The organism is Paenibacillus sp. HJGM_3, from assembly GCF_045062745.1.
Taxonomy (GTDB): Bacteria; Bacillota; Bacilli; order Paenibacillales; family NBRC-103111; genus Paenibacillus_AA.
Genome location: NZ_JBJGED010000012.1, coordinates 167,607 through 192,718, shown reverse-complemented (window position 1 = coordinate 192,718; position 25,112 = coordinate 167,607). Strand labels below are relative to the sequence as shown.

Here is a 25,112-nt window from a genome sequence, read left to right as displayed (position 1 = left end):
ATCGGCGCATTCATGCTTGCCGGCGATACCATCGGCGCATTCATGCTCGCCGGCGATACCATCGGCGCATTCATGCTTGCCGGCGATACCATCGGCGCATTCATGCTCGCCGGCGATACCATCGGCGCATTGCTGTAAGGCGACACCATCGGTGCGTTCATACTTGCAGGCGATACCATCGGTGCGTTGCTGTACGGTGACACCATCGGCGCATTGCTGTACGGTGACACCATCGATTCGTTGCTGAACGGCGATATCATCGGCTGATGGCTGTATGGCCCCACCGGCATATGGCTGTATGGCGATACCATACCGGAAGAAGCTTCGACGGCCGGAATATGCTGCTGCATGAACGGTTCAACGGCAAGGGTGCCCCATGGGTTGGCCGGTTCCATCGCCATGCCTTGATACATGGGCGAATTCGATTTTTTCGTTGCCGGGCTGACGGCCGCTTTTGGGGCCTCCATCGTCATTGGCTTCGTTTGCGCTTTCTCCACCGCTTTCTCCACCGCCTTCTCCACCGCCTTCTGCGCTACATTCTCGACTGCTTTCTGAGCCACATTCTCCGCTGCTTTCTCCACCGCCTTCGCGATCGGCTTCTGCTCGGCTTTCGCGATCGGTTTGACTTCCTCCTGCTTTACCGGCTTAGGCGCTTCCTCGGCGGCCTTGACTGCAGCCTGCACGGGCGCTTGCACAGGAGCTTGCACCGCCGGCATTTTCGGGAAAGGCATTTGCTGCTCGGTAGGCTGCTCCAACTTGGGCTTGCTCACTTCCACAGGCTTTACTTCCTCCACAGGCTTTACTTCCTCCGCAGGCTTTACTTCCGGAGCGGGAGCCGGTGGCGGGTTCTCCACGATCGGAGCGGTGAGCTTCTTGTTGCTCATCATGTGACCGCTCACGGGCACTTGCTGCGTGCTTGCTTTCGCTTTGGGAATATAGACAGTGTCTCCGGTCATAAGTATATTCGGGTTCTTCAAATGCGGGTTGGCGTCGATAACCGCCTTTAGCGGCACCCCCCAAGCTTGGGACAGCTTCCACAGCGTATCCCCTTGTACGACGGTGTGCTTGTGCACAATCTCGCCGACCGGCGGCGCTACCGGTACGGGAGTCGTAGGGATACGGATTTTCATGCCCACTTCGATTTGGTCCGGGTCTGTGATCTGCTTGTTGAAATCGATCAGTTTCTGCAATTCCACGTTGTACTTCTTGGCAATGTCGTACATCGTGTCGCCTTTTTTCACAATATGAATTTTCAATGCCTAAACCTCCTGCATCTTCAGAATGACAATACAGTCTATGCAGCATATGGGCATTTGACATCATCTCGGGGAAAAAAAGTAACGGATGCCTATTGACGAGAAAAACGGGATTTCGACAAAAAAACCTCCGGCTTCACCCGATAAATCGGATGAACCGGAGGTTCGCTTGCCCATCTATTCGCCGCTCGTGTACCCGTAGCTGGGGTACGAGCCCAGCAGCCGCACTTGACAGCCGATCGCCTCGATCTCAGCCAGCGCCGCCGGCAGCAGCACCGAGTCCATGGACGCTTCGATATCGATATAGAAATAATAATTGCCCAGCTTCTTCTTCGTCGGCCGCGACTCGATCTTCGACAGATTGATCCTCCGCCAGGCGAAGGCGGACAGCACCTGATGCAGCGCCCCCGGGTAATCCTCCGGCAGAGTGACGAGGATGGTCGTCTTCTGCTGCTCCGTCGGCTTCAGCACCGGCTTCTCCCGGCCTACGAGAACGAAGCGGGTATAGTTGTTATCATGGTCGGTGATATTCTCCGCTAGCAGGTCTAGCCCGTACAGCTCCGCCGACAGCTTCGTGCCGATCGCAGCGAGCGACGGGTCGTCGGACTGCCGGACGAGACGGACTCCTTCCGCCGTGCTGCTCACGTACTGGTAGCCGACGTCGGGCAGCTCCGCCTTCAGGAACTGCCGGCATTGGGCGATCGCCACGTCGATGGAGACGATCTTGCGGATGCCCGACAATCCGGCCGAGCCGGCCGTCCGCCGGCCGATCAAGTTCTGGACGGACGGATAGATCCACTCCGCCTGAATATTCAGCTCGCCGCCTTCGACGAGCGTGTCGATGTGCAGCTTCACCGATCCCTCGATCGTATTCTCGATCGGGATGACGCTGAAGTCGGTGTCGCCGGACAAGGTCGCGGCATACACTTCGGAGATTAATGTGAACGGCACGTACTCCACTTGCTGCGCCGCGAAAAAATGACGGGTGGACTCTTGGGTGACCGTGCCCGCAGGTCCAAGAAAGGCGATCCGTTTCACGCGCGAACGTCTCCTTTATCCCATGATCCGCACGGTCCGGTGCGGGTGATGGGCGTTGATGTTTTCGATAAGCGTACACAACGGATCGAACCCTGTCAACACCTGCGCGCCTTGCAGGCAGGGCCGGAGCCAGAGCGTCTCGGCCGCGATTCCTTCGCCCTGCAGCGTGTCGAGCAGGAAGCGCTCGAGCTGCGCCTTGCCGGCAGCGTCCAGCTGCTCCCCGTCGACGAGCGCGAGCAGCGTCGGGCCGGCGCCGCTCAAGGCCACACCCAGCGCGCCGTGATCGACGGCGTGCTCCAGGATGTCGCTCATCCCGGGAATGAGCGGCGCCCGGTACGGCTGATGCAGCGCATCCCGCATCGCGTGCCGGATCATGTCGTAGCGGCCGAGCGACAGCGCCGCTACGAGCAGCGAGCTGTGGCCGACGTTGAAGACGGCGTCCTGCATGGCGATCGACGTCGGCAGCACATGGCGCGCCTTCTCCGTCGCCAGCTGGAACTGCGGGATCGCGACGAGCACCTCGAGCCGGTCCTCCGGCTCGATGCGCAGCTGCTCGGCGCGCGTCCCGTCCCAGAACGCGGCGATGATCCCGCCGAAGAGCGAGGCTCCTACGTTGTCGGGGTGCTTCTCGAGCGCGGACGCCATCTGGAACAGCCGGTCGTCGGACAGCGGCCGGCCGATCACGGCATTCGCCGCGACGAGTGCTCCGACGATCGCCGAGGCGCTGCTGCCGAGTCCGCGGGTCAGCGGAATGTCGCTGTACATCGCGATATCCAGCTCCGGATGGTCCACGCCCGCCGCCTCGAACACTTGCTGCGCCACCTTGTACACGAGGTTCGACTTGTCCGTAGGGATGCCTTCCATCTGCTCGCCGTACAGGCGGATCGTCGTCTTGTCCGCGATCGCCATCTCGATCCAGGCGTACAGGTTCAGCGCCATGCCGAGCGAGTCGAAGCCCGGCCCCAGGTTGGCGGTACTGGCCGGAATTTTGACGTAGACGCGTCGCCCGGCGCTCATTGCTGCTGGTCCTCCAGCTTGCGGATCGCCTCCATGACGGCCGCTTCGTTGTCTTGCACGACGAGCAGATCGCCGCCGACCGACTTGATGGCGATGTTCGGGTCCTTCAGCCCGTGGCCGGTCAGGACGCAGACGACCTTCTCTCCGCCGCGGAAGTATCCTTCGCGCTTCAGCTTCATGACCCCGGCGATCGAGGCAGCCGAGCCCGGCTCCGCGAAGATGCCTTCCTTGGACGCGATCGCCCGGTAGGCATGTAGGATCTCGTCGTCCGTGACGAAGTTGATCTGGCCTTCCGATTCCTTCGCCGCGTTCACCGCCAAGTCCCAGCTAGCCGGGTTGCCGATGCGGATCGCCGTGGCGACCGTCTCCGGATTGGCGATCGGAGCGCCCTGTACGATGGCGGCGGCCCCCTCCGCTTCGAAGCCGATCATCTTCGGCAGCGTGCCCGAGCGGCCGGCCGCGTAAAATTCCTTGAACCCTTTCCAGTACGCCGAGATGTTGCCGGCATTGCCGACCGGGATTGCCAGGTAGTCCGGCGCCCCGCCCAATTGCTCGACGACCTCGAAGGCCGCCGTCTTTTGCCCTTCCAGCCGGTACGGGTTGACCGAGTTCACCAGTGTAATCGGATGCTTGTCGGTAATGTCGCGGACGATCTCGAGCGCGCGGTCGAAATTGCCTTCTATAGCGATGACCTTCGCCCCGTAGATGATCGCTTGCGCAAGCTTGCCGAGGGCTATGTTGTTGTTCGGGATGAGCACGATGCAGTTCAGGTTGCCGCGTGCGGCGTAAGCGGCGGCCGCCGCGGACGTATTCCCCGTCGAGGCGCACATGATCGTGCGGCTGCCTTCCTCCATCGCCTTGGCCACGGCCATCACCATGCCGCGGTCCTTGAACGATCCCGTAGGATTCAAGCCTTCATATTTAAAATAAAGATCGAGCCCAAGCTCGTCGGAGAGCTTCTCGGCGCGAACGAGCGGCGTATTCCCCTCGTGCAGCGTGATTAAAGGCGTTTGTTCATTCACCGGAAGAAAATCTTTGTATTTATGCAATAGTCCCATGTATCTCATTGACGTCTGGCTCCTTTTTCTTTATCGCGTAAGATGGTCGTGCTCAGGAATAAATGCGGCGGGTCTCCGGCTGCCGGGCCGAGTGCTAGCCTTCCACTCGATAGACGCTCTTGATTTCATAGATGACGTCCAGCGACTCGAAGCTCGCCAATACTTTGCCCATGCTCGCTTTGTTGGCATCGTGCGTAATGATGATGATCTCCGCGTCCGCATGCGTCGCATTCGGCTGCTGGACGACCGACTCGAGGCTCACTTCGTGTTCGGCGAACACTTGGGTAATCTTGGCGAGCACGCCCGCTTTGTCCGCTACATGCAGCAGGATATAATATTTGGAAGCGATTTGCTCGTCGGTCTTCAGCTTCTTTTCCTTATAAGGCACGAAGACGCGCTGGCCGTTCACGCCAAGCTTCAAGTTTTTGACGACCGCGACCAAGTCCGCGACCACGGAAGTGGCCGTCGGCATCTCGCCGGCGCCGCGCCCGTAGAACATCGTCTCGCCCACCGCTTCGCCATGGACGTAGACCGCATTGAACACACCGTTCACCGTCGCGAGCGGATGCGTCTTTTTGATCATCGTCGGCTGAACGCTGATGCTGATCAGGTCGTCCTGGCGCTCCGCGATGCCGAGCAGCTTGATCTCGTAGCCTAGCCGCTGGCCGTACAGGATGTCTTCCTTCGACACACGGCTGATGCCCTTCACTTGCACATCCGCCAACTCCATGTTGGCGCGGAAGCCGAGCGTGCCGAGAATCGCCATTTTGCGGGCGGCGTCCAAGCCTTCCACGTCGGATGTCGGGTCCGCCTCCGCATAGCCGAGCTGCTGCGCTTCCTTGAGCACTTCCTCGTAGGAGGCGCCTTCTTGGCTCATTTTGGTCAAGATGTAGTTGGTCGTCCCGTTCACGATCCCCATGATCTTCGTGATCCGGTCGGAGGAGAAGCCTTCGATGAGCGTACGGATGATCGGAATGCCGCCGCCTACGCTCGCTTCGTAGTACACGTCGCAGCTTTTCTGAGCCGCCTTGGCGAGAATCTCCGTCCCGTGCAGCGCCATCAAGTCCTTATTCGCCGTTACTACGTGCTTGCCCCGTTCCAGCGCCGCGAGGATGAATTCCTTGGTCGTCTCGATCCCGCCCATCACCTCGACAACTACGTCGATCTCCGGGTCGTTGATGATGTCCCACGCATTATCCGTCAGCTTCTCGGATTCGATGTTGTAACGGCGCGCCTTGCTGCGATCCTGTACGAGCACGCGTTCGATCAGAATCGGAGACCCCACTTGCTTTTGCAGGTCCTCCTGATAGCCTTCCACGAGGCGGATCACGCCGGTTCCGACGGTCCCCATGCCCATAAGGCCGACTTTGACTGGTTTCATATTGCCATTCCTCCCGATATGTGTGAAATCTTGCTTGATCTTCGTCTTTTTCGCTGCCTAGCCTTGCCCAATCACCGTCGCTCGAGCGACGCCGTCTTGGCCGCGAATCGCGTCGAGCAGCCGCACCACGTTGTCGCCCATATTGGACGTTTCCACGGATAGGACTACGTTCGCTTTGCCTTGCAGCGGGATCGTCTGGTGGATCGTGAGCACGTTGCCGTCGAGCCCCGCGATGACCGCCAGCACCTTGGACAGGATGCCCGAACGGTGCAGCAAATCCATGGAGATCGTGACGATGCGCTCGCGATCCAGCTTGCTCAGCGGATGGATGCCGTCCTTGTACTTATAGAAGGCGCTTCGGCTTAACCCGGCGCGGTCGGCGGCTTCGTGCACCGTCTTCGCTTCCCCGGCCGCCAGCATCTCCTTCGCTTGAATCGTCTTCACGAGCGCCTCCGGCAGGATGTCCTCCCGTACTAGATAATAGCGTTCGGACTTCGCTTCGTCCATGCGGATCGAAGCCGGGGATGAGACGGTTCCGGTTCCCGTGGCGATCGATCCGCTGCTGCGTGCCGTACGGTCCCGCGTGGCTGGTTGTGCGACGTCTGTTGCGCCAACCGTTGTGCTGTCAGTTGTGCCGTCAGTTGTGCCGCCGGTCGTGCCATCCGTCGTGCCGTCGGTCGTAGCGTCCGCCGATTCGCCTGTACCGGCTACACGATCGCCTGTAGACTTCATGCCCATCCTCATCACCGTCCTCCCGTAAGAGACTTTTGTTTGCATATAGTGGACATTATAATGGATCAACCGGACGGCGGCAAGAGGCAATTTTGCAAATCGCTTTTCCCTCCTGGACTAGTTCCCCGCCGGTGTGCCATAATACTCGCGAATCAGGCGATATCGGGAGGGGACTATATGGAGCTGCGACTGATTGCGGCCGCATTGCTGTTTAACGGAGAGGATCTGCTGATGATGAAGCGGTCGGAGAAGCGTACGCTGAACCCGGGGCTGTGGGCGGCGGTCGGGGGCCATGTCGAGCCAGACGAGCTCGCGTATCCGATGAGGGCCTGCTTGCGGGAAATTTATGAGGAAACGGGCTTCGACGCTCACGAGATACATGATCTGCGGCTGCGGTACATCCTGCTGCGCAACAACAAGGGTGAGTTCCGCCAACAGTTCATTTATACCGGCCACGTCGCCCGACGCGATTGCCATGCGACCGATGAAGGGGAGCTCCATTGGATTCCGGTCCGAGAGATGCTTCAACGCCCGCTGCCCTATATTTTCGAAGAGATGCTGAAGCACTACGCGGCCCATCGGCATGACAAGCATGTCTGGATGGGCACCGCGATCCGCGACGAAGCGGCGGACGCCCGCGTTGTCGTTTGGACGCCGCTAACCGATCCGAACTATTAATTAACTTTCCGGTACGGTGGTATGATTTGGTCTAGAACACTCATGAATAGTTTGCGGGCGGGGGTCGAATAAATAAGTAAAATCACTATACATGGAGGATCAAATGGAGACTGAATCCGGGAGCAACGTTCAGGCAACAAAAATATTAAACTCGGCTGAGCAAGGAAAACTTTGGGCAACCTACATGGGAAATTCAATGGCCACATGTGTCTTGAGTTATATGCTTCATCATGTAGAAGACGGGCAAATCAAGAAAGTCCTGGAAGATGCGCTTGGGTTGGCCCAACAATTGGTGAACAATATCAAGGATATTTATACCCGGGAAAAATACCCCATCCCCGTCGGATACACGGAAGAAGATGTGAATCTACAGGCGCCCAGGTTGTTCGTAGACGAATTTTATCTTCATTATTTGAGATATACAAGCAAGGCTGGAATAAGTATCTATGGAATCGCTCTTCCTTTGATGGTTAGGTCGGATCTACGAACATTTTTTACCGATTGTCTCAACTCCACCATCCAATTAATTAATCAAGTCAACGATTTAATGATTGCAAAGGGTATTATTGAAGAAGCCTCCTATATCCCGTATCCGAGCCAAGTGGATTTTGTCCAAAAGCAAAGCTATCTGAACGGCTTATTCGGAGATGTAAGGCCGCTGCAGGCTATGGAGATCACTCATCTGTTCGACAACATTGAGAATCTCGCCACAAGCAAAGCTATTTTAATCGGCTTCAGTCAAGTAGCCAAATTAGATCAAGTTAAAGCTTTTTTTGTAAGAGGAAAAGAACTTGCCGCCAAACATTTCACGATCTTCAGTGAATTGCTTCAAGAAGATAATTTGACATCGCGCACCATTATGGATCCTTTAGTAACAACTTCCACCATTTCTCCATTTTCCGATAAAATCATGCTGTCTCATAAGCTGGATATGTTTTCAATGAGAGTCCGAACTTACGCAAATGGTCTATCCTTCTCCGCAAGACATGATTTAGCCGCCTTATATGGACGACTTCTATTGGAAATAGGCAATTACGTCGAGGATTGTGCGAATATAATGATTGATCATGGCTGGTTGGAACAAGCACCCCAAGCTGCGGATCGAGAAGCTTTAGTAAAAGCGTAGGTGGAGATGCCTGCCCGAGAGACGGAACGAGAAGGACCTGATCATCAATCCAAATAAATGATTGTGGTGTAGCAATGAAGTCAGATGAACAATTTGAGCACCTTCTATGGAGCATTGCTTTACCGGGATTTGGACAAATTCTGAACGGCAAGTTTTGGAAAGGATTGTTGTTTATTAGCTTGGAATTTTTGATAAACATCCAATCCAATTTGAATGAAGTGATTATCTCAAGTTTCCGCGGCAACATTAAGGAAGCCATTGCCCTAACGAATTACGGATGGCTGATGTTTTATCCGTGTATTTATATGTTCGCCATGTGGGACGCCTACAAAGATGCAGCGAGTACACTTAAACCTTATTCCGCTGTTCCTTTTGTCTCTGGAGCCTACTTCGGAACGATTGGCGTGATTTACTCACGCGGATTATTCGGAGCCGTATGGTTAGGTATTCTGGGCGCAATCGTTGGAATAGGTTTGGGGATCCTTATTAAACACGCATTATGGAAGAGGATTTCCGCCAAGTAATCGGCTTTAAAAAAGGACCGTCCGGGTATGGACGGTCCTTTCGTTTTTACTCATGTTTACTCATGCTCCACGAACTCAAACTCGTAATCGCCGATCCGGACGAGATGGCCGTCTTCGGCCCCCTTCTTGCGCAGCGCGTTGTCGATGCCGAGCTTGCGCAGCACCCGCGCGAGCCGCAAGACGGCCTCGTATGAATTCAAATTCATTCGCTTGATCATCTTCTCGATACCCGGGCTCTCGACGATGAACGTATTGTTCTCGCGGCGAATCGTGAATTCGCGGTCCTCGTCTTCCGAGAGCTTGTAGATTTTGCGCTCCGACAGATCGGCGATTTCTTCCACGAGCGGCGTCTCCGGGATGGTGGCGAGCACATCGGCCGCCCGGTACAGCACCTCCTGCACACCCTTCTTCGTGACCGCGGAGATCGGCATAATCTCGACCTCGCGGCCGTCCTCCGCGAGCCGCTGCTTGAACATCTCCAGGTAAGGCTCGGCGTCCGGGAGATCCATCTTGTTGGCAATTACGATTTGCGGCCGGTCGGCGAGCTTCTCGTTGTAGAGGCGCAGCTCCTCGTTGATGAGCAGCCAGTCCTCGTACGGGTCGCGACCTTCCGTGCCTGCCATATCGACGACGTGCAGAATGAGCCGGGTCCGCTCCACATGCCGAAGGAACTCGTGCCCGAGCCCGACGCCTTCATGCGCGCCCTCGATGAGGCCGGGCAAGTCGGCCATGACGAAGCTGCGGCCGTCCCCTACGTCCACGACCCCCAAGTTCGGCGTAATGGTCGTAAAATGGTAAGCGCCGATCTTCGGCTGCGCCGCCGACACGACAGACAAGAGCGTAGATTTGCCGACGCTCGGAAAGCCGACGAGGCCGACATCCGCCATCACCTTGAGCTCTAGCACGATCCAGCGCTCTTCGCCTTCCTCGCCGTTCTCGGCGATCTCCGGCGCCGGATTGTTCGACGTCGCGAAGCGGATGTTGCCCCTGCCGCCCCGGCCGCCCTTGGCGACGATTACTTCCTGCCCGTGACGGACGAGGTCGGCGATAATCGCTTGCGTGTCGTCGTCGATGACGACCGTTCCCGGCGGCACGCGGACGATCATGTCGTCGGCGTTCGCCCCGTTCTGGCTTTTGTTGCGGCCCTTCTCGCCGCGGGTCGCCTTGAAATGCTTCTGGTAGCGGAAGTCGATCAGCGTCCGAAGCCCTTCGTCGACGCGGAAGATCACGTCGCCTCCGTCGCCTCCATCGCCTCCGGCCGGCCCGCCCATCGGCACATACAGCTCGCGCCGGAACGCTACGATGCCGTCGCCTCCGTCGCCGCCTTTTACATAAATCTTCGCTTTATCTAAAAACATGATGTTCCCCTCACTCGCGAACGAACGGCACCCGAACGGTGATCGCCGCCCATTGCGGTTCAAATTCGGTCTCTAGCTGCCACTGCGGCCCCGATCCGTTCATGGACACAGCCTGGCGCAGCGTATCGTTCAGCTCGGCTTCCCGGTACCCGCCGCGGTAATCGAAGATCAGCACGAGCTCCTCGTCCTGAACGGTCCACTCCAGTTGCAATCCCTGCGGTTCTCCATTCGAGGCTTCGTATGTATGACGGATGAAGCCGTCCAGGACGGCAATCGCGGCGTCCGCCACCCGCTCGGACGGGACGGGCAGCTCCGTGAGCTGCAGCTCCTGCTCGATGTCCACCTCCAGTAAAATCTGAGGACACTGAATGCGGAACATTTGCAGGTAGACAACCAGCTTCGTGACGCCGAGCTTGGCGACCGAGCTTTCCTTCGCCGCCTTTTGCTTTATTGTTTCCATAAATGCGGCTAACTTATCATATTTGTTCAGCCTCATGTAGCCGTAGAGCACCTGGATGTCGTTCATCCAGTCGTGCCGGAGATGGCTGATTACGCTCAGCCACTGCTCGTCCTTCTGCTGCAGCGCCCGCTGGAGGATGTGATCCGCGGAATAGGCTTCTTCATTCAGATCCATTCTGAAATCTTCTCCGTTCCTTGAACTTCCTTCCAGTATAGCATATCCTTGCGCATGAAGTGACTTTGTTTCACAGCCGAATAACAAAGTATCGATCAAGCAAAAAACCCCAGCCTAAGCCGGGGTTCTCGGTGGTCTCTCGATTAAGCTTCCACAGCTGCCGCAACGGGAGCGGCATCCACAGGGTACACGCTCACTTTTTTGCGATCGCGTCCCCAACGCTCGAACTTCACTACGCCTTCCACTTTCGCGAACAGCGTGTCGTCCGAACCGATGCCCACATTGTTGCCCGGATGAATCTTGGTGCCGCGTTGGCGGACCAGGATGCTGCCGGCCGTTACCGTCTGACCGTCCGCACGCTTCACGCCCAAGCGCTTAGCAATGCTGTCGCGGCCGTTCTTCGTGGAACCTACCCCTTTTTTCGAGGCGAATAACTGCAGGTTTAATTTCAACATCGTCGTTACCTCCTATTCTCCAGTACTTGGTGCTGCACATCGATATATCGTCCGTATTCCTCCCGGATCGAGTCGATCATCACGAGCATCGATTCCAGAAGCAATTGTACCTTCTCGTCCAATTCCGGCTCCAAGCCGTCCGGCACTTCTACGCGCAACAGCCCGTGCTTCATCGTGCTGGGCAGTTCCACGCGGGTCAGCGTCTCGATCGCGTTCACGGTTCCGACCGTTACGGCGGACACGCCGGCGCACACGATATCTTTGCCGGATCGATCATATTCGGCATGACCGGATACGGAAAATGCGGCGATTCGGCCGTCGGCCCGTCGTTTCATGATCACGCGTATCATGGATCCGACCTCTTACGCCTGGATTTTCTCGATAACCACTTTCGTGTAAGGCTGACGATGACCTTGCTTGCGGCGGTAGTTCTTCTTCGCCTTGTACTTGAACACGATGATCTTCTCGCCCTTGCCTTGCTTCTCCACCTTAGCGGATACGCTGGCGCCTGCGATTACAGGAGCGCCTGTAACCAGACCGTCATTGTTCGATACGGCCAGAACGCGGTCGAAAGTAACTACTTCGCCCTCGCCTGCATTCAGCTTCTCGATGTAGAGCACATCGCCTTCCGCTACCTTGTATTGCTTGCCACCTGTTTCAATAATTGCGTACATTCGTTACGCACCTCCTCATGTCTCAGACTCGCCTAATCAGGTGACGTCCGCCTGCAGCCGGATGATCGGCAACAAGCTCCCGTGCTTGACATTGTGGGACCTGTCTCGAGCGGTTACAGCATGTTCAGCATGCGCTGACAACACACATTCATTTATTATACCGGAATGATGCCCATTGTGCAACAAGCAAACTCAATGAGATTTACCCGCCCCCGAGCCGGACGTCTTGTGCGATGGCGTCTTGCGCTGCGGCTGCGGGAAGGGCGCCGCGATCTTGCCTGTGCCGCCGCAATGCGGACACGTCGCCGTATGCAGCTCGTCCAGACTCTCCCGCACCTTCTTGCGCGTCAGCTCCAGGAGCCCGAGCCGGGTCCACCCTACAACAAGCGACTTCGTCCGATCGCGCTTCATGATCTCGGCCAGGTGGTCGGCGATGGCCGACCGGCTGCTCTCCGAAGCCATATCGATAAAGTCGACGACGATGATGCCGCCCAGATCCCTCAGGCGCAGCAGCCGCCCGATCTCCTCGGCCGCCTCCAGGTTTGTCGTATATACGGTATCCTCGAGGTTGCGGCCTCCGGTATATTTGCCGGTATTGACGTCTATGACCGTGAGCGCTTCCGTGCGGTCTATAATCACATACCCGCCGCTCTTCAGCCATACTTTGCGCTGCACGGCCGTCTCCAGCTGCTGGTGAATGCCCAGCGCATGGTGCAGCGGCTTGCCGGCCGCGTCGCTATGTACGCGAATGCGTCCTTCCAGCGCCAAGCCCATCTCGCGCGTCAGCCGTCCGACTTCGGCGGCGCGAACGGCGTCGTCAATGACGAGCTCGTCCACCTGGTCGGTGAACGTATCCCGCACGAGCCGCTCGAGCACCCCCGGCTCGCGAAACAGCAGCTCCGGGACCTTCGCCCGCTCGGCCCGTTCCAGCACCCGCGCCCATTCGCGGCGCAGCATGTTCAGGTCGCGCTCCAGCGCCTCTACGGGCTCGCCTTCGGCTACGGTGCGGATGATGAGCCCTTCGCCGGGCCTGCGGATCCGCTCCGCGATGTCCTTCAGCCGCGCCCGCTCCGGCTCGGCGTCGATCTTGCGCGAGATGCCGACGTAATCGGCGTATGGCATGTACACGATCCAGCGTCCCGGCAGCGAGAAGTGCGTCGTCACCCGAGCGCCCTTCGTCCCAAGCGCTTCCTTGGCGATCTGCACGGTCAGCTCTTGCCCTTCGCGCAGCAGCTCCGTAATCGGCGGCTTGACGCGCGGCACTTGATCCAGATGCGCCGGCAGGACGTCATCGATATAAATAAAGGCGTTCTTCTCGAGCCCGATCTGAACGAATGCGGCTTGCATGCCCGGAAGCACATTCACAACTTTTCCCTTGTATACGTTCCCCACCAGCTGGCTCTTGACCGGACGTTCGGAGTAGTACTCCACGAGCTTCCCGTCCTCGAGCACGGCGACCTGGGGATCGCCTTCCCGGGTCTGCACTACGATTTGCTTCATGCGCTCACCTCGGCTTTCTATCCCGTCCTTCTATTTTAGCATGAAAACGTCGGAAACGGGACTTCCCGGCCGGTCCAAATGAAAATATGCATGAAGCAGCCGCTGCTCGGGCAATACGGCTTGAACCCGTCCCCCAGCCCCAAGCACGTAGACGATGTGATATCTCTCCCGCATGAACAGCCGCACGATGTCGGCTACCGTCCGATGCGGACTGACGACGATCGGCTGGGCGAGCGTCCCCCGGTCGATAAGCGGCTCCATACGGCCGTCGCGGTTCATGAGGAACCGTACGAACTGGAAGGAAGCGTTGCGAAACCCAAACCAGTTCGAAGCGAGCAAAAACCCCGCAATAATCAGCAAATTCAGAGCGAGTCCGTCGGTCGTCAGGCGCCAGAAGGAGGCGGCCGCCAGCCCGCAGCTGAGCACCATGCTGATCCAAGCGCTCAGCTGAATGGCCCGGTAATACGGAATCCAGCAGCTGAGCAGCGCCTGCATCACCTTGCCGCCGTCGAGCGGCAGCACCGGCAGCAGATTGAACAGCCCGATCATTAAGTTCGCCTGAATAAAATAGAGGCTCCACTCCGAGCCCCAAATCCCCATCGCATCGAACCCGTAGGCCACCCCGATCATCCAGGCGTTCTGCAGCGGGCCGGCCAAAGCGACGACGATGTCCTCCCGGACCGAGCTTCGTCCGAGCTGCTCCGTCTCCGCCACGCCGCCGAAGGGCAACAGCTCCACCTTGGTCACGGTCCACCCGTACCGGCGGGCCGCGACCACATGCCCGAGCTCATGAATGAGCACGATGGAGAACAAGGTGACGAGCTCGGTAAAATAGCCCGTCCAGATCGAGAGCAGCATGAGCACGGTGAACAGCGGATGCAGCCGGAACGCGATGCCGTAAAGTTTAATCAAACGTCACCACATCCGTCGGGTCGATCCATTGGTTGTCCTTTTTCACGGCAAACAACAGCCTCCCCGCCTTGCTGTTCGCGGACGATGCCGCAATGACGCCTACCGGCTCGCCGCCCTTGATCCAGTCATACTTCTTCAGGGTGGTCTGAGCGAGTCCGCCGTACGTCGATTGCAAGCCGTCCGCGTGCTGGATGACGACTTGAACGCGTCCGTCCGTTCCCGTCGTGACCGCCAGCACCCGGCCGGCGTCCATCGCCTTCGCTTCGCCTTGTGCGGAAGCCGGTTCGATCGCCATCATCGGGTCGGTGACCGTGTAGGGCGTGACGATCTTGCCGACCACGGGCGAGAAGAGCTGACGGGCGTTCACCGTCGCGGCCTTTTGCGCCTCGGGATCCGCCCGGCGCCACGAGGCGGGCAGCACGGCAGGCAGGCCGCTGAACTTGGAGGCATACCAGGCGCGGGCCGCTTCAAAATTATAATCGGTCGTCAGCGCGGTCGTCACCCACTGCCGACCTTTGAGCGCCAAGGGATGGTCGAACCGAAATGCAGCCGCCCCAAGGGCGAACAATACGGCCGAGATTCCTACCTTCAGCCAGAACTGGTTGCCGCCGAACGGATTCCGCCAATTCGGTGTTTTCGAAGCGGGATCCCGGTAATCTCGCGGCGGGGACGGCGTCCAGAGTGGAGCTTGTTCCGAGCGGTACCGGTCGCGCTGCTTCCAGACGAATTCCGGATCGAGCCATCGCTCGTCGATGTACTCCTGCGTTTGCAGGGGAGCCGGAGCGTCCTGCGGGACGGGAAGCCGCTCGCTCGGAAGCCTGTCCCTCGGATAGAGACCGGAGTCCATCGTCGTCGGGTGCATCGGTTTCCTCTCGGCCAGCTGCTTCATCCGATCCATTCTTCGTTGTCGAACATTCGATTTGATTTCCATATAAGTAACCTCCAGAACGTTGCGCGAACGTGAGCTTGTACAAGGGGGAACCGCTGACTTATCCCTATATCCATATGACAAGGGAGCGCGTTGTATGAGTGGGAACCTTAATGGGCCGACATAAAAGATCCTGGTGGCCGCTACGCATAATAGCCCCCTAACCCCGTGCCGAAACGTTCCCTAAACACTGTGCGAACACAAAAACAGCGTCCCCTAAGGGACGCTTCCTTTGACGCTTTCTTTAATTTACCCATATAAATTTGGCTTCTCCTGATGCACATGAATGCTCATGACTAGGCCGATCGACAGCATGTTGATAAGCAGCGAGGACCCGCCGTAGCTGACGAACGGCAGCGTAATCCCCGTCAGGGGCATGATGCCGATGAGCATGCCGATATTCTCGAACACTTGGAACACGTACATGGACACGATGCCGACGATGATGAAGGCGCCGACCCGGTCCGTCGTCTGTATCGCGATATAGATCATCCGGTAGATCAAGAGAAAATAGAGCAAAAGCAAGAGCGAAGCCCCGATAAAGCCGAACTCCTCCCCGACGACGACGAAGATGGAATCCGAATAAGGGTAAGGAATGAACCCTTTTTGCACGGAATCGCCTTGCTTGAACCCTTCGCCGAACAACGACCCGGATCCGATCGCCCGAATCGAGTTGTCCACCTGGTATTTCGCGTCCGCCGATGCGCTCTCCGGGTCCATAAACGTGTTGATCCGATCGAGCCGGTGCACCCACTTGTCCATGTCGTTCGCCTTCAGGTAGTCGACCATCGGGCTGTAATACAACTGGAACAAGTAGAAGAACAAGGCGATCCCGCCTACGATAATCGCACCGCCGATCAGCACTTGCGTATATTTGATGTTGCCGATCCAGTACATGACGAGCAGGATGACGATGAAAATGATCGCATTGCCCAAGTCCGGCTGGATGATAATGAGGGCCGTCGGCACGAAGACGAAAAACGCGATCGGGATGACGTCCTTCCAGAACCGGAGCGGATCGCCGAGCCTGCGGCCGATGTAAGCCGCGAGCGCGATAATGACGATCAGCTTCATCAGCTCTGCAGGCTGGAAGTTGAAGCCGGCCGGCAGCGTGAACCAGCTGCGCGAGCCGTGCAGCTCGTCGCCGACGAGATACACCGCCACGAGCAGGCCGATGCCGAACAAATATAAGTAGAGCGCCCCCTTCACCAGGAGCCGGTAGTCCAAAAACATCGCCCCGACGCAGACGACGAAGCCGATGCCGTAATTGATCAAGTTTTTCACATCGGTATTCGCATAGCCGGAAGCATTCGCGGTGGCGCTATGAACGACTACCGTGCCGAGGACCATAAAGACGACCAGAATGAAGAGCAGGAACCAATCGGTTTTTTTCAGTTTCTCTAGCAAAATTGCCTCATCCTATTCCGAGGAACTTCTTCATCCGGACGAAGACGCCCGGCTTCTCTTCCAGCGGCATGAGCGGAACCGTATCGCCCAGCATGCGGCGGGCGATGTTGCGGTAGGCGATGGCGGCCTTCGACTTCGGATTCATCACCGTCGGCTCGCCGCTGTTCGCAGCCTTGATCACATGCTCGTCGTCCGGGACGATGCCGAGCAGATCGATCGCCAAGACCGAGCAAATCTCGTCAATGTCCAGCATGTCGCCCTTCTTCACCATATTCGCCCGAATCCGGTTAATGATCAGCTTCGGTCCGTGAATTTTCTCCTGCTCCAATAGCCCGATAATGCGATCCGCATCGCGAACCGCCGCGTTCTCGGGCGTCGTGACGACAATCGCCTTATCCGCGCCCGACACCGCATTTTTGAAGCCCTGCTCGATGCCGGCGGGGCAGTCGATAATGACGTACTCGAAATCTTTCTTCAGCTCCAGCACGATATCCCTGACGCTCTCCGGCGACACCGCATGCTTGTCCTTCGTCTGGGCGGCCGGCAGCATATACAATTCTTCGAACCGCTTGTCCTTGATCAGCGCTTGCGGCAGGCGGCACCGCCCCTCGACCACGTCGACGAGATCATAGATGATCCGGTTCTCCAGCCCCATGACCACATCCAGATTGCGAAGCCCGATATCCGTATCGACCATGCACACTTTTTTGCCCAGCAGCGCCAGAGCCGTTCCCAAATTGGCCGAGGTCGTCGTCTTCCCGACCCCGCCTTTTCCTGATGTCACTACGATTGCCTCTCCCAAAGTTTACACCTCCGATAACTAACGCAAATGCTTCCAAAGCTACAGCGGGCTATACTGATGCTCCGGCCGCAACCGGTGCAGCTGGCTGATTTTGTCGATCTCCATCTTACCCTCATGGATATAGGCGAATTCCATGTACGCGTCTTCGAGTCCCCATTCGTCCGGCGGCCGGCTGATCACCTCCGCGATGCGCAATTGGGTCGGCTTCATATAGGAAGCGGCGATAATCGCGTTCTCATTGCCGTCGATACCGGCATGCGCCATCCCGCGCAGCGCCCCCATCACGATGATGTCGCCGGTGCAGGCGATCGTCCCCCCGGGGTTCACATCGCCCAGGTAGAACAAATTGCCCACGTGCCGGATCGTCTGTCCCGACCGGACAATACCCTTCATCACCGTAATCGGACCGTTCCCGGGTTCGGTCTCCACGCCTACCGGCGTGTCGGATTCGATCGATTGCACGAGCAGGTTGCCTTGCGCGCTGAACACTTGCTTGAGCTGTTCGCGCTCCAGGTCGCCGATGGGACGTTTGCCCGTTTTAATGTGGACATGGATGATGGGGCCGGTCAGAATGCGCCGGTGCGTCTTTTCCAATTTGTGCCGAATGTCGTCCAGCAGCGCGGAGAATTCGCACGTATCGTCGAGCAAGAACACCAGACCGTCTTTGACGCCCTTAATGGTCACATGCTGCTGCTTCGTCGTTTCCGTCATTGACGCTCACCCCCATAACGCTACCCCATTACAATTCGTCCGCAGGGAAAGCTTTTCCTGCCGGAGCGGCCATTATTTCTCCTCGCCTTCCCGACCGGCTTCGCTTTGCTCCAGCCACTTGCGCACCGGCACGTAGAGGGCCAGAGCGAGCAGCAGGTTGAAGAGCAGGCTCGGCAGCATCTGATGCAGGAACGCCCATTCGAAAGAAACATGGAGCACGCCCAGGAACAACCGGTAAATGCCGAATACGATCGTCTCGTACAGCAGGAGCCCGAATATCATCAGGACGAGGCTCGTGACGATCCCGTATGTAGCCCGACGAAACGACAGCCCCGCGGCATAGCCTACAAGGCCGATTGCGAAGGAATAGACGCCTATGGAATGCCCGTAATAGATCAAATCCTGCAAAAAGCCGAAGGCGAGCCCGTAGACGAGCCCCTGGTACCGGGTTGTGAACATGGAAATATATAAAACCGTAATAAGGACCAGATGCGGTACGATGTAAACTTTGGTCTGCCAAGCCTGCGGAATGGCCCATTCGCTCAGCGAGCCCTCCAGAATGAAGCAGCCGAGCAGAGCAAGCGTAATCCAATAATGCCTCACGTGCGTCACCTCAGCTCCGGCACTTCGACGACGAACACTTCGCGAAGGTGGTTGAACGAGGCGAACGGCTTCACATAAGCCGTATGGGTAATGCCGAATTCCCCTTCCGTCTTTTCCACGATCGTGCCGATCTCAATGCCTCGGGGGAACAGCTGGCCGAGTCCGGAAGTGATGACGACATCTCCTACGACCATCTGGTCGGTCTTCGGAATTTTGTTCATCACGAGCAAGCCCTTCTCGCGGTCGTAGCTCTCAATTATGCCGAACGATTCGTTGTCCTTGTTCTTCACCGTGGCGGCGATCGCCTTGGAATTGTTCGCGCGGTCGTCAATATCGGTCAGCAGCTGGACGTTGGAATAAAAGGGAGAGACCCGGTTAATGCGGCCGATCAGCCCTTCGATCGAGATCACGGCCATATTCTCCTTGATGCCGTCCTTCTCGCCGAGATTAATCGTCACCGTATTGTTGTAGGGATCGGGACTTGAAGCGTACACTTCGGCGATCCGGTACTTGTACTGGTTGGACTGCTGCTGGCGCTCCGTGAACCCGAGTTCGTCCTTCAGCCGCTTGTTCTGCGATTCCAGATCGTTCAGCCGCGCCGTGTCCTTCGCATATCGGGTCAGGGTTACCTTCAGCGCCCGGTTCTCCTCGTACAGAACGGTAAGGCGGTGCATATCTTCAAAGAAGCCCGCTATGACGCGAGCGGGCTTGTACACCATGCCTTGGATCCAAGACACCGAGTCCTTGAGAAACTTCTCGGGCCAGGTCATCTTCTCCCGATTCCCGAGTGTGAGGCCCATCAGCGCGATGAAGAGGATAAACCCGAACATAAGAATGATAAGCCTTTTGTTGCCGAACCATTTAAACAATGCGAACACCTTCTATTGAGTTGTCTGCCCACCCGCCGTGCGAATTACTTTCGTTTGCTCGACGCTCCCGGTCTCGATTTGAACAAGTGGATATTCTCGAGCGCGCGGCCCGTCCCGATCGCTACGCAGTCGAGCGGATTCTCGGCGACCAGCACCGGCATCCCGGTCTCGCGGGACAAAAGCTTGTCCAGATTGCGCAGCAGGGCGCCGCCGCCTGTAAGTACGATGCCGCGGTCCATAATATCCGCCGACAGCTCCGGCGGGCACTTCTCGAGCGTCACCTTGACGGCGTCGATGATGTTGTTGATCGTGTCCGTGAGCGCGTCCGTGATCTCGTCGGACGTGACGCTCATCGTCTTGGGCAGCCCGCTGACCAGATCGCGGCCGCGAATCTCCATCGTCTCCGGCTTATCCATCGGCAGCGCGGAGCCGATCTCCATCTTCATCTGCTCGGAGGTGCGCTCCCCGATCATCAGGTTGTACATCCGCTTGATGTATTGCGTGATCGCCTCATCCATCTCGTCTCCCGCGATCCGAATGGAGCGGCAAGTGACGATGCCGCCGAGCGAGATGACGGCGACTTCCGTCGTCCCGCCGCCGATGTCGACTACCATGCTCCCGGTCGGCTCCCACACGGGCAGGTCGGCGCCGATCGCCGCCGCGAACGGCTCCTCGATCGTATACGCTTCCTTCGCGCCCGCCTGCTTGGTCGCGTCCTCCACCGCGCGTTTCTCTACCGCGGTAATGCCGGACGGCACGCACACCATCACGTTCGGACGGCTGCGGAACAGCATGCGCTGCTTTTGCGCCTGCTTCAGGAAGTAATTGATCATCGTTGCCGTCGTGTCGAAATCGGCGATAACCCCGTCCTTCATCGGACGCACCGCCCGGATGTTGCCCGGAGTCCGGCCGATCATCTTCTTCGCCGCTTCGCCGACCGCCTCAATCGTCTTTGTATCGGTACGCAGGGCCACCACGGAAGGCTCCCTGACCACAATGCCTTTGCCTTTGACATACACAAGCGTATTTGCGGTTCCCAAGTCGATGCCTAAATCTTTAGTAAAGCTGCCAAACATGTTGTAATCTCCTTCCTAATGCTGCCTGTAAATTGCAGTCCGTCCTATATTATATTACAGATAGCCTTGCTCCTTCAAACTGACGCATGTCCGGTCTCCGATAATAATGTGATCCAACAGCTCAATGCCAAGCAGCTCGCCGGCTTCAGCCAGGCGACGGGTAATCTGGATATCTTCGGGACTCGGAGTCGGATCTCCGCTCGGATGATTGTGCGCGCATACGATCGAGGCGCTGCTTCGTTTGACCGCAGCCAGAAACACTTCGCGGGGGTGCACGATGGAGGCGTTCAGGCTGCCGATGGAGAGCGTCTCCCGGCCGATCACCTGATTCTTCGTGTTGAGGAACAAGCAGACAAAATGTTCCTTTTGCAAATACCGCAAATCTTCTCCCAGCAGGTCGGTGACGTCCCGGGGAGAACGGATCGTGACCGTCTCGGCCTGGCTTGTCCGGGCGAGCCGTTTGCCCAGCTCGATGCCGGCCTGGATCTGCAGCGCCTTGGCTGCGCCGATGCCGCGAACCGCGGTCAGCTGCTCGGTGCTCATCTCCACCAGCTGGCGCAGCCCGTTCGTCTGCGTGAGCAGCCGCTGGGCCAGATGGACCGCGGACTCGGAGCGCGTCCCGGTGCGGATTAGAATGGCTAGCAGCTCTGCGTTGCTAAGTGCGTGAGCCCCATACTGAAGCATGCGTTCTCGGGGTCGGTCCTCATGGGGGAGATCGCGCAACGTGACAGTAGGCGATTCCATACATTCCCCTCTTTCATTGGCGATCCTAGCAGGGATCGTTTCCCCATTATAGCATTATCTTGGAGCGATGTGCGGAGGAAAATATAACGGAATTTGAAACCGCGACCCCCTAAAATGGGGCCGGAGGATCGAAAATATATTCGCCTTTGACTTACTCATGGCAGTGGAAATTACGATTCACCCGAAATTCGCCCCTCAAACAAAAAAACCTGACCGAAAGCTGCTCGGTGCAGGTTCTTGGGAATTAGTGCCGTTAGCCGCGCTGGGCAATCAGCTTGTTCAGCCGGGCCGGGAAATTCGTGATGATGCCGGGTACGCCGGCGTCCAGCATCGCGTTCATATCGGCCTCGGAGTTCACGGTCCACGGGTACACTTGATACCCGTGCTCGGTCGCCTGCCGCACGTCGCGCGCATCGATGTGGGTGAAGTGCGGATGCAGGGAATAGACCGGCATGTTGGACGCCCGGGCGAACAGCACGTGGCTGACCGGATTCGCCGCGTACAGCAGCCCCACCTTGATCTCAGGCTCCAGCTGCTTCAGCTTATAGAGGCTTTTGTGATTAAATGAGGAGATGACGGCCGACTCCATTCGGCCCGCCCGGTTCAGCAAGTCGACGAGGCGCTGCTCCAGCTGGTGCTCCGCGTGATCCTTGATCTCGATATTAATGACGAAGTCGGCAGGCACCAGGTCGAACACTTCCTCCAGCAGCGGCAGACGCTCGCCCTTGAAGGACGGGTCGAACCAGCTGCCGGCGTCCAGCTTCTTGAGCTCGGATACGGTCATCCCCCGGATCGCACCCTTGCCGTCGGTCGTACGGTTCACCGTCTCGTCGTGACAGACGATGATGGCGCCGTCGGCAGACATATGTACGTCCAATTCGAAAGCGTTCGCCCCCTGATCAAGCGCCAGCTTGAAGGCGCCGATCGTGTTCTCGGGCGCTTCTCCCATCGCGCCGCGGTGGCCGATTACCAGAAACGGTTGGTTGCTCATGCTTCTCTCTCCCCTGCATATTCATCTACATCACATGGACTCCAAACTCCGCCAGCATATCACTTAGGAGACCGACTGGCAAGCCTACAACGGTAAAATAATCGCCATGTATTTCCTGAACGAGTGTCGCTCCCAAGCCTTGAATGCCATAGGCGCCCGCCTTGTCGTTCGGCTCGCCCGTAGCGATGTACCGCTCGATCCGATCGGCGGAGAGAGGCTTGATTCTTACCTCCGTAGAAGAGCTGCGCACCGATGAGCGGCCGCCGCCCGCGTCGATAACCGCGACGCCGGTATAGACCGTATGCGTGCGGCCTTGGAGGCCGGACAGCATGCGGAACGCGTCCTGGGCGTCCTTGGGCTTGCCCAGCACTTCTCCATTCAGCACGACGATCGTGTCCGAACCGATGACGAGGCCTTGATCGTGCTCGCGGCTGATCGACCTAGCCTTGCGTTCGGCGAGCATCTCGACCATAGCCCGGGGAGGCGTACCGGCCGGCACCGACTCCTCCTCCGAGCTCGGTTGGACGACGAACGCCAGGCCGAGCCGGTCCAGCAGCTCGCGTCTTCTGGGGGAGGAGGAAGCTAAAATGAGGGGAATGGCAGTCGTTGGCATCGTTTTGCGCTCCAAACCTAATAATTTTCGTTGCTTCACATTTTACGGTAAATCCAGATGGCTAGCCCGACGCACACAATGCTGATCAGATTGAGCTTAATATGCAGCGCCAGATCGTATTTCACTACATTGAAGTCTGCGCTCGGCTCCCAGGAGATTTGGGCGGACCGGGTCAGGAAGCTTAACCAGTCGATCCCGCTCAGCAGTTGGGTGAAGATCGCCCCGGTCAGCAAGCCCAGCAGCACAAATAGAAACAGCGTGAAACTGTTTTTCTTCAACGATCTCAACCTCTCCCTAGTATACCAATGTCCAATATTTTCATGCTTTTCATTATAAACGGAACGACCTTGGTAGACAATCCATGTCGAACGATAGGGAAAATCGTGTCGAAAACACACAAATTAGGCACATTTTCCTGTTACGCATCTATCATTTCCCTTGTACAATAAATATACGAAGGAATCTAGCATAAGATGTAGCTACTACTAGGAGGAGCCTTTACTCAATGATTGGCAACAAGAACGACAGCGAGACGAACCGCGATATCCGCCGCCGTACCGTCGTCCCGACAAGCGGCCCGATCGCCCGCAAGAACCCTTTTCGCTTCCATCCCCAGTCCATCGGGATTACCCTCACCAGCGCGGTGATGGCCGGGATGCTCCTGCTCGGAACCCCCCTCTCCGCCGAAGCGGCCAAAATCATGGTAGATGCCGGCCACGGAGGCAGCGATCCCGGCGCCATCGGCGTTACCGGCCTGAAGGAAAAGGAAGTCAACCTCGACATTGCCCAGAAGCTTCAAAGCGAGCTTATCCTTCGCGGCTATGAGGTCGCTATGACCCGACAGGATGACCGATACATAAGTTTGGCGGACCGAGTCGCCATCACGAATGCGTCCAATTCCGACTTGTTCGTATCGATCCACGCGAATTCCAACCCGTCCAGCGCCATCAGCGGCACCCAAGTGCTGTATTACGATCAAGATTACCCTCAATCCGACTATCCCGCCAGCGACGCCATGACGGCCTTGACCCCAAAGAGCAAGGCGCTCGCCCAGTCGGTGCTGAGCAGCGTCCTGGCGGTCGCCAAGCTGCCGAACAAAGGGCTCGTCCCGAGCGCCGTCTATGTCGTCCGGATGGGACAAATTCCGAGCATCTTGGTCGAAACCGCTTTCCTGAGCAACTGGAGCGATTCATACGTGCTGGCGGACAACACCATGCGGCAAAAGTTCGCCTCCGGCATCGCGGACGGCATTCAAGCGATACTGGCGCCGACCCCGGAAACGGCGGAGTTCGCGGATCTGGTGAGACATTGGGCCAAAGACGCCGTCATCCGTCTGAAAGACAAAGGCATAGTCGAGAGCGCCAAATATTTCAATCCCGACCGCTCGATTACGCGAGCGGAGCTGCTCACGATGCTGAACCGGCAGTTCGACTTCGGCGCGCGGCTCGTCGGATACACCAAATCGAACGGCACGCCTTCCTTCAAAGACCTTCCGGCGACACATTGGGCCGTGGACGTGTTCAACAAAGCGTACGCCCTCGGCTATGTCGACGGGTACCCGGATCGGACGATCCGTCCCGACCAGCCGGTGACGCGGGCGGAAGCCGCCTTGCTGCTGCAGCGGGTCATGCTGCTCGTGAAGCCGGACAAGCCGGTCACGAGCACCGGCTATACGGATGTGCCCGGCGACAGCTGGGCCGCGTCTGCGATCGTGCAGCTGTCGCAGCGCGGGCTCGTGAACGGGGTCGCCGACGGCAAGTTCGCCCCGGACAAGAGCATGACGCGCGCGGAGATGGCGACGCTGCTCGACCGGGTGAAGCCCGCCGACATCCCGAAGCCGAGCGCGACCCCAACGCCGAAGCCGAGCGTCAGTCCCTCCGCGACGCCCTCGCCGAGCGTGACGCCGAGTGCAACTCCGCTGCCAACGCAAACTCCGTCACCGTCGACGACACCGGGCTCGAGCCCGGCACCTTCGGCCACGCCGAAGCCGTAACGTGCAACACCCCTGACGATGTCCATGGTCAG

Annotated in this window: 28 protein-coding genes and 1 other annotated feature; of the genes, 4 read left to right on the top strand and 24 right to left on the bottom strand. The window is 57.9% G+C overall.

From position 1 onward, the window contains the following. The 6 genes from ACI5FR_RS15625 to ACI5FR_RS15600 all read right to left on the bottom strand — a co-directional run. Positions 1–1,256 (bottom strand): LysM peptidoglycan-binding domain-containing protein (locus ACI5FR_RS15625; protein WP_405455799.1); only part of this gene is annotated, 1,256 nt, incomplete at its 3' end. A 177-nt stretch (positions 1,257–1,433) separates the two neighbouring features. Continuing rightward, a complete protein-coding gene (pheA, locus tag ACI5FR_RS15620) occupies positions 1,434–2,294 on the bottom strand; it encodes a prephenate dehydratase (protein WP_405455797.1) in 861 nt (286 codons plus the stop codon). Positions 2,295–2,309: 15 nt separating this feature from the next. Beyond that, positions 2,310–3,311 carry a homoserine kinase gene (thrB, locus tag ACI5FR_RS15615; protein WP_405455795.1) on the bottom strand — a complete coding sequence of 334 codons (1,002 nt, stop codon included), beginning with the start codon at positions 3,309–3,311 and terminating at the stop codon, positions 2,310–2,312. Beyond that, on the bottom strand, positions 3,308–4,378 hold the full coding sequence (gene thrC / locus ACI5FR_RS15610; RefSeq protein WP_405455792.1) for a threonine synthase: 1,071 nt from the start codon (positions 4,376–4,378) through the stop codon (positions 3,308–3,310). The genes thrB and thrC overlap by 4 nt, the downstream gene beginning before the upstream one ends. An 85-nt stretch (positions 4,379–4,463) precedes the next feature. Continuing rightward, positions 4,464–5,750, bottom strand: a complete 1,287-nt coding sequence (locus tag ACI5FR_RS15605; protein ID WP_405455789.1) for a homoserine dehydrogenase — start codon at positions 5,748–5,750, stop codon at positions 4,464–4,466. Positions 5,751–5,807: 57 nt separating this feature from the next. Then, positions 5,808–6,257, bottom strand: a complete 450-nt coding sequence (locus ACI5FR_RS15600) for an ACT domain-containing protein (RefSeq protein ID WP_405455808.1) — start codon at positions 6,255–6,257, stop codon at positions 5,808–5,810. A 402-nt stretch (positions 6,258–6,659) separates the two neighbouring features. On the opposite strand from ACI5FR_RS15600, the gene ACI5FR_RS15595 reads away from it, so the two are divergent. From ACI5FR_RS15595 to ACI5FR_RS15585, 3 genes are all read left to right on the top strand, one after another. Beyond that, complete coding sequence (locus tag ACI5FR_RS15595) at positions 6,660–7,160, top strand: NUDIX domain-containing protein (RefSeq protein ID WP_405455787.1); 501 nt, start codon at positions 6,660–6,662, stop codon at positions 7,158–7,160. Between the two features lie 103 nt (positions 7,161–7,263). Further along, a complete protein-coding gene (locus ACI5FR_RS15590) occupies positions 7,264–8,286 on the top strand; it encodes a DUF3231 family protein (protein WP_405455785.1) in 1,023 nt (340 codons plus the stop codon). Positions 8,287–8,360: 74 nt separating this feature from the next. Then, positions 8,361–8,810, top strand: coding sequence for a hypothetical protein (locus ACI5FR_RS15585; protein ID WP_405455783.1), 450 nt, complete (start codon positions 8,361–8,363; stop codon positions 8,808–8,810). 56 nt (positions 8,811–8,866) lie between these two features. Here ACI5FR_RS15585 and obgE read toward each other — a convergent pair whose 3' ends face one another. The 18 genes from obgE to ACI5FR_RS15495 all read right to left on the bottom strand — a co-directional run bounded on the left by obgE (position 8,867) and on the right by ACI5FR_RS15495 (position 23,365). Beyond that, positions 8,867–10,168: a GTPase ObgE gene (gene obgE, locus ACI5FR_RS15580; protein ID WP_405455781.1), complete on the bottom strand. Its 1,302-nt coding sequence runs from the start codon at positions 10,166–10,168 to the stop codon at positions 8,867–8,869. Positions 10,169–10,178: 10 nt separating this feature from the next. Next, the gene (locus ACI5FR_RS15575) at positions 10,179–10,802 is read right to left on the bottom strand and encodes a Spo0B domain-containing protein (protein WP_405455779.1); all 624 of its coding nucleotides are present in this window, start codon (positions 10,800–10,802) and stop codon (positions 10,179–10,181) included. A 143-nt stretch (positions 10,803–10,945) separates the two neighbouring features. Continuing rightward, the gene (rpmA, locus tag ACI5FR_RS15570; protein ID WP_405455777.1) at positions 10,946–11,257 is read right to left on the bottom strand and encodes a 50S ribosomal protein L27; all 312 of its coding nucleotides are present in this window, start codon (positions 11,255–11,257) and stop codon (positions 10,946–10,948) included. A gap of 5 nt (positions 11,258–11,262) precedes the next feature. Next, positions 11,263–11,607, bottom strand: a complete 345-nt coding sequence (locus ACI5FR_RS15565; protein ID WP_405455775.1) for a ribosomal-processing cysteine protease Prp — start codon at positions 11,605–11,607, stop codon at positions 11,263–11,265. Between the two features lie 12 nt (positions 11,608–11,619). Further along, complete coding sequence (gene rplU / locus ACI5FR_RS15560) at positions 11,620–11,931, bottom strand: 50S ribosomal protein L21 (RefSeq protein ID WP_405455772.1); 312 nt, start codon at positions 11,929–11,931, stop codon at positions 11,620–11,622. 14 nt (positions 11,932–11,945) lie between these two features. Continuing rightward, positions 11,946–12,056 (bottom strand) — a sequence feature (ribosomal protein L21 leader region). 67 nt (positions 12,057–12,123) lie between these two features. Further along, positions 12,124–13,431: an Rne/Rng family ribonuclease gene (locus tag ACI5FR_RS15555; RefSeq protein ID WP_405455771.1), complete on the bottom strand. Its 1,308-nt coding sequence runs from the start codon at positions 13,429–13,431 to the stop codon at positions 12,124–12,126. Between the two features lie 30 nt (positions 13,432–13,461). Beyond that, positions 13,462–14,343 carry a site-2 protease family protein gene (locus tag ACI5FR_RS15550; RefSeq protein WP_405455769.1) on the bottom strand — a complete coding sequence of 294 codons (882 nt, stop codon included), beginning with the start codon at positions 14,341–14,343 and terminating at the stop codon, positions 13,462–13,464. Further along, positions 14,336–15,274, bottom strand: coding sequence for a peptidoglycan DD-metalloendopeptidase family protein (locus ACI5FR_RS15545; protein ID WP_405455767.1), 939 nt, complete (start codon positions 15,272–15,274; stop codon positions 14,336–14,338). The genes ACI5FR_RS15550 and ACI5FR_RS15545 overlap by 8 nt, the downstream gene beginning before the upstream one ends. A 246-nt stretch (positions 15,275–15,520) precedes the next feature. Continuing rightward, positions 15,521–16,678, bottom strand: a complete 1,158-nt coding sequence (locus ACI5FR_RS15540; RefSeq protein ID WP_405455765.1) for an FtsW/RodA/SpoVE family cell cycle protein — start codon at positions 16,676–16,678, stop codon at positions 15,521–15,523. A 7-nt stretch (positions 16,679–16,685) separates the two neighbouring features. Beyond that, entirely contained in the window at positions 16,686–17,480 is a 795-nt protein-coding gene (gene minD, locus ACI5FR_RS15535; protein WP_405455762.1) for a septum site-determining protein MinD, read from the bottom strand. 39 nt (positions 17,481–17,519) lie between these two features. Continuing rightward, positions 17,520–18,191 (bottom strand): septum site-determining protein MinC, encoded by a 672-nt coding sequence (gene minC, locus ACI5FR_RS15530; protein ID WP_405455760.1) that lies wholly within the window; start codon positions 18,189–18,191, stop codon positions 17,520–17,522. A 72-nt stretch (positions 18,192–18,263) separates the two neighbouring features. Further along, positions 18,264–18,794, bottom strand: coding sequence for a rod shape-determining protein MreD (gene mreD / locus ACI5FR_RS15525; RefSeq protein WP_405455757.1), 531 nt, complete (start codon positions 18,792–18,794; stop codon positions 18,264–18,266). 5 nt (positions 18,795–18,799) lie between these two features. Next, entirely contained in the window at positions 18,800–19,672 is an 873-nt protein-coding gene (gene mreC, locus ACI5FR_RS15520) for a rod shape-determining protein MreC (RefSeq protein WP_405455755.1), read from the bottom strand. 35 nt (positions 19,673–19,707) lie between these two features. Further along, a complete protein-coding gene (locus ACI5FR_RS15515) occupies positions 19,708–20,739 on the bottom strand; it encodes a rod shape-determining protein (RefSeq protein WP_405455753.1) in 1,032 nt (343 codons plus the stop codon). A gap of 54 nt (positions 20,740–20,793) precedes the next feature. Further along, positions 20,794–21,483: a RadC family protein gene (gene radC, locus ACI5FR_RS15510; protein WP_405455750.1), complete on the bottom strand. Its 690-nt coding sequence runs from the start codon at positions 21,481–21,483 to the stop codon at positions 20,794–20,796. Between the two features lie 253 nt (positions 21,484–21,736). Further along, complete coding sequence (locus tag ACI5FR_RS15505; protein ID WP_405455749.1) at positions 21,737–22,474, bottom strand: glycerophosphodiester phosphodiesterase; 738 nt, start codon at positions 22,472–22,474, stop codon at positions 21,737–21,739. 25 nt (positions 22,475–22,499) lie between these two features. Further along, positions 22,500–23,087, bottom strand: coding sequence for a Maf family protein (locus ACI5FR_RS15500; RefSeq protein WP_405455747.1), 588 nt, complete (start codon positions 23,085–23,087; stop codon positions 22,500–22,502). A gap of 35 nt (positions 23,088–23,122) precedes the next feature. After that, complete coding sequence (locus ACI5FR_RS15495) at positions 23,123–23,365, bottom strand: DUF4321 domain-containing protein (RefSeq protein ID WP_405455745.1); 243 nt, start codon at positions 23,363–23,365, stop codon at positions 23,123–23,125. 227 nt (positions 23,366–23,592) lie between these two features. Between ACI5FR_RS15495 and ACI5FR_RS15490 the strand changes: the two genes are divergently transcribed. Beyond that, positions 23,593–25,080 (top strand): N-acetylmuramoyl-L-alanine amidase, encoded by a 1,488-nt coding sequence (locus ACI5FR_RS15490; RefSeq protein WP_405455744.1) that lies wholly within the window; start codon positions 23,593–23,595, stop codon positions 25,078–25,080. Positions 25,081–25,112: the final 32 nt, after the last annotated feature.

Excerpts from the sequence above, each read along its gene's own strand:
- thrB (WP_405455795.1), bottom strand. The coding sequence starts at position 3,311 with ATGAGCGCCGGGCGACGCGTCTACGTCAAAATTCCGGCCAGTACCGCC.
- thrC (WP_405455792.1), bottom strand. The coding sequence starts at position 4,378 with ATGAGATACATGGGACTATTGCATAAATACAAAGATTTTCTTCCGGTG.
- ACI5FR_RS15605 (WP_405455789.1), bottom strand. The coding sequence starts at position 5,750 with ATGAAACCAGTCAAAGTCGGCCTTATGGGCATGGGGACCGTCGGAACC.
- ACI5FR_RS15600 (WP_405455808.1), bottom strand. The coding sequence starts at position 6,257 with ATGGACGAAGCGAAGTCCGAACGCTATTATCTAGTACGGGAGGACATC.
- ACI5FR_RS15595 (WP_405455787.1), top strand. The coding sequence starts at position 6,660 with ATGGAGCTGCGACTGATTGCGGCCGCATTGCTGTTTAACGGAGAGGAT.
- ACI5FR_RS15590 (WP_405455785.1), top strand. The coding sequence starts at position 7,264 with ATGGAGACTGAATCCGGGAGCAACGTTCAGGCAACAAAAATATTAAAC.
- ACI5FR_RS15585 (WP_405455783.1), top strand. The coding sequence starts at position 8,361 with ATGAAGTCAGATGAACAATTTGAGCACCTTCTATGGAGCATTGCTTTA.
- obgE (WP_405455781.1), bottom strand. The coding sequence starts at position 10,168 with ATGTTTTTAGATAAAGCGAAGATTTATGTAAAAGGCGGCGACGGAGGC.
- ACI5FR_RS15575 (WP_405455779.1), bottom strand. The coding sequence starts at position 10,802 with ATGGATCTGAATGAAGAAGCCTATTCCGCGGATCACATCCTCCAGCGG.
- rpmA (WP_405455777.1), bottom strand. The coding sequence starts at position 11,257 with ATGTTGAAATTAAACCTGCAGTTATTCGCCTCGAAAAAAGGGGTAGGT.
- ACI5FR_RS15565 (WP_405455775.1), bottom strand. The coding sequence starts at position 11,607 with ATGATACGCGTGATCATGAAACGACGGGCCGACGGCCGAATCGCCGCA.
- rplU (WP_405455772.1), bottom strand. The coding sequence starts at position 11,931 with ATGTACGCAATTATTGAAACAGGTGGCAAGCAATACAAGGTAGCGGAA.
- ACI5FR_RS15555 (WP_405455771.1), bottom strand. The coding sequence starts at position 13,431 with ATGAAGCAAATCGTAGTGCAGACCCGGGAAGGCGATCCCCAGGTCGCC.
- ACI5FR_RS15545 (WP_405455767.1), bottom strand. The coding sequence starts at position 15,274 with ATGGAAATCAAATCGAATGTTCGACAACGAAGAATGGATCGGATGAAG.
- minC (WP_405455760.1), bottom strand. The coding sequence starts at position 18,191 with ATGACGGAAACGACGAAGCAGCAGCATGTGACCATTAAGGGCGTCAAA.
- ACI5FR_RS15515 (WP_405455753.1), bottom strand. The coding sequence starts at position 20,739 with ATGTTTGGCAGCTTTACTAAAGATTTAGGCATCGACTTGGGAACCGCA.
- radC (WP_405455750.1), bottom strand. The coding sequence starts at position 21,483 with ATGGAATCGCCTACTGTCACGTTGCGCGATCTCCCCCATGAGGACCGA.
- ACI5FR_RS15505 (WP_405455749.1), bottom strand. The coding sequence starts at position 22,474 with ATGAGCAACCAACCGTTTCTGGTAATCGGCCACCGCGGCGCGATGGGA.
- ACI5FR_RS15500 (WP_405455747.1), bottom strand. The coding sequence starts at position 23,087 with ATGCCAACGACTGCCATTCCCCTCATTTTAGCTTCCTCCTCCCCCAGA.
- ACI5FR_RS15490 (WP_405455744.1), top strand. The coding sequence starts at position 23,593 with ATGATTGGCAACAAGAACGACAGCGAGACGAACCGCGATATCCGCCGC.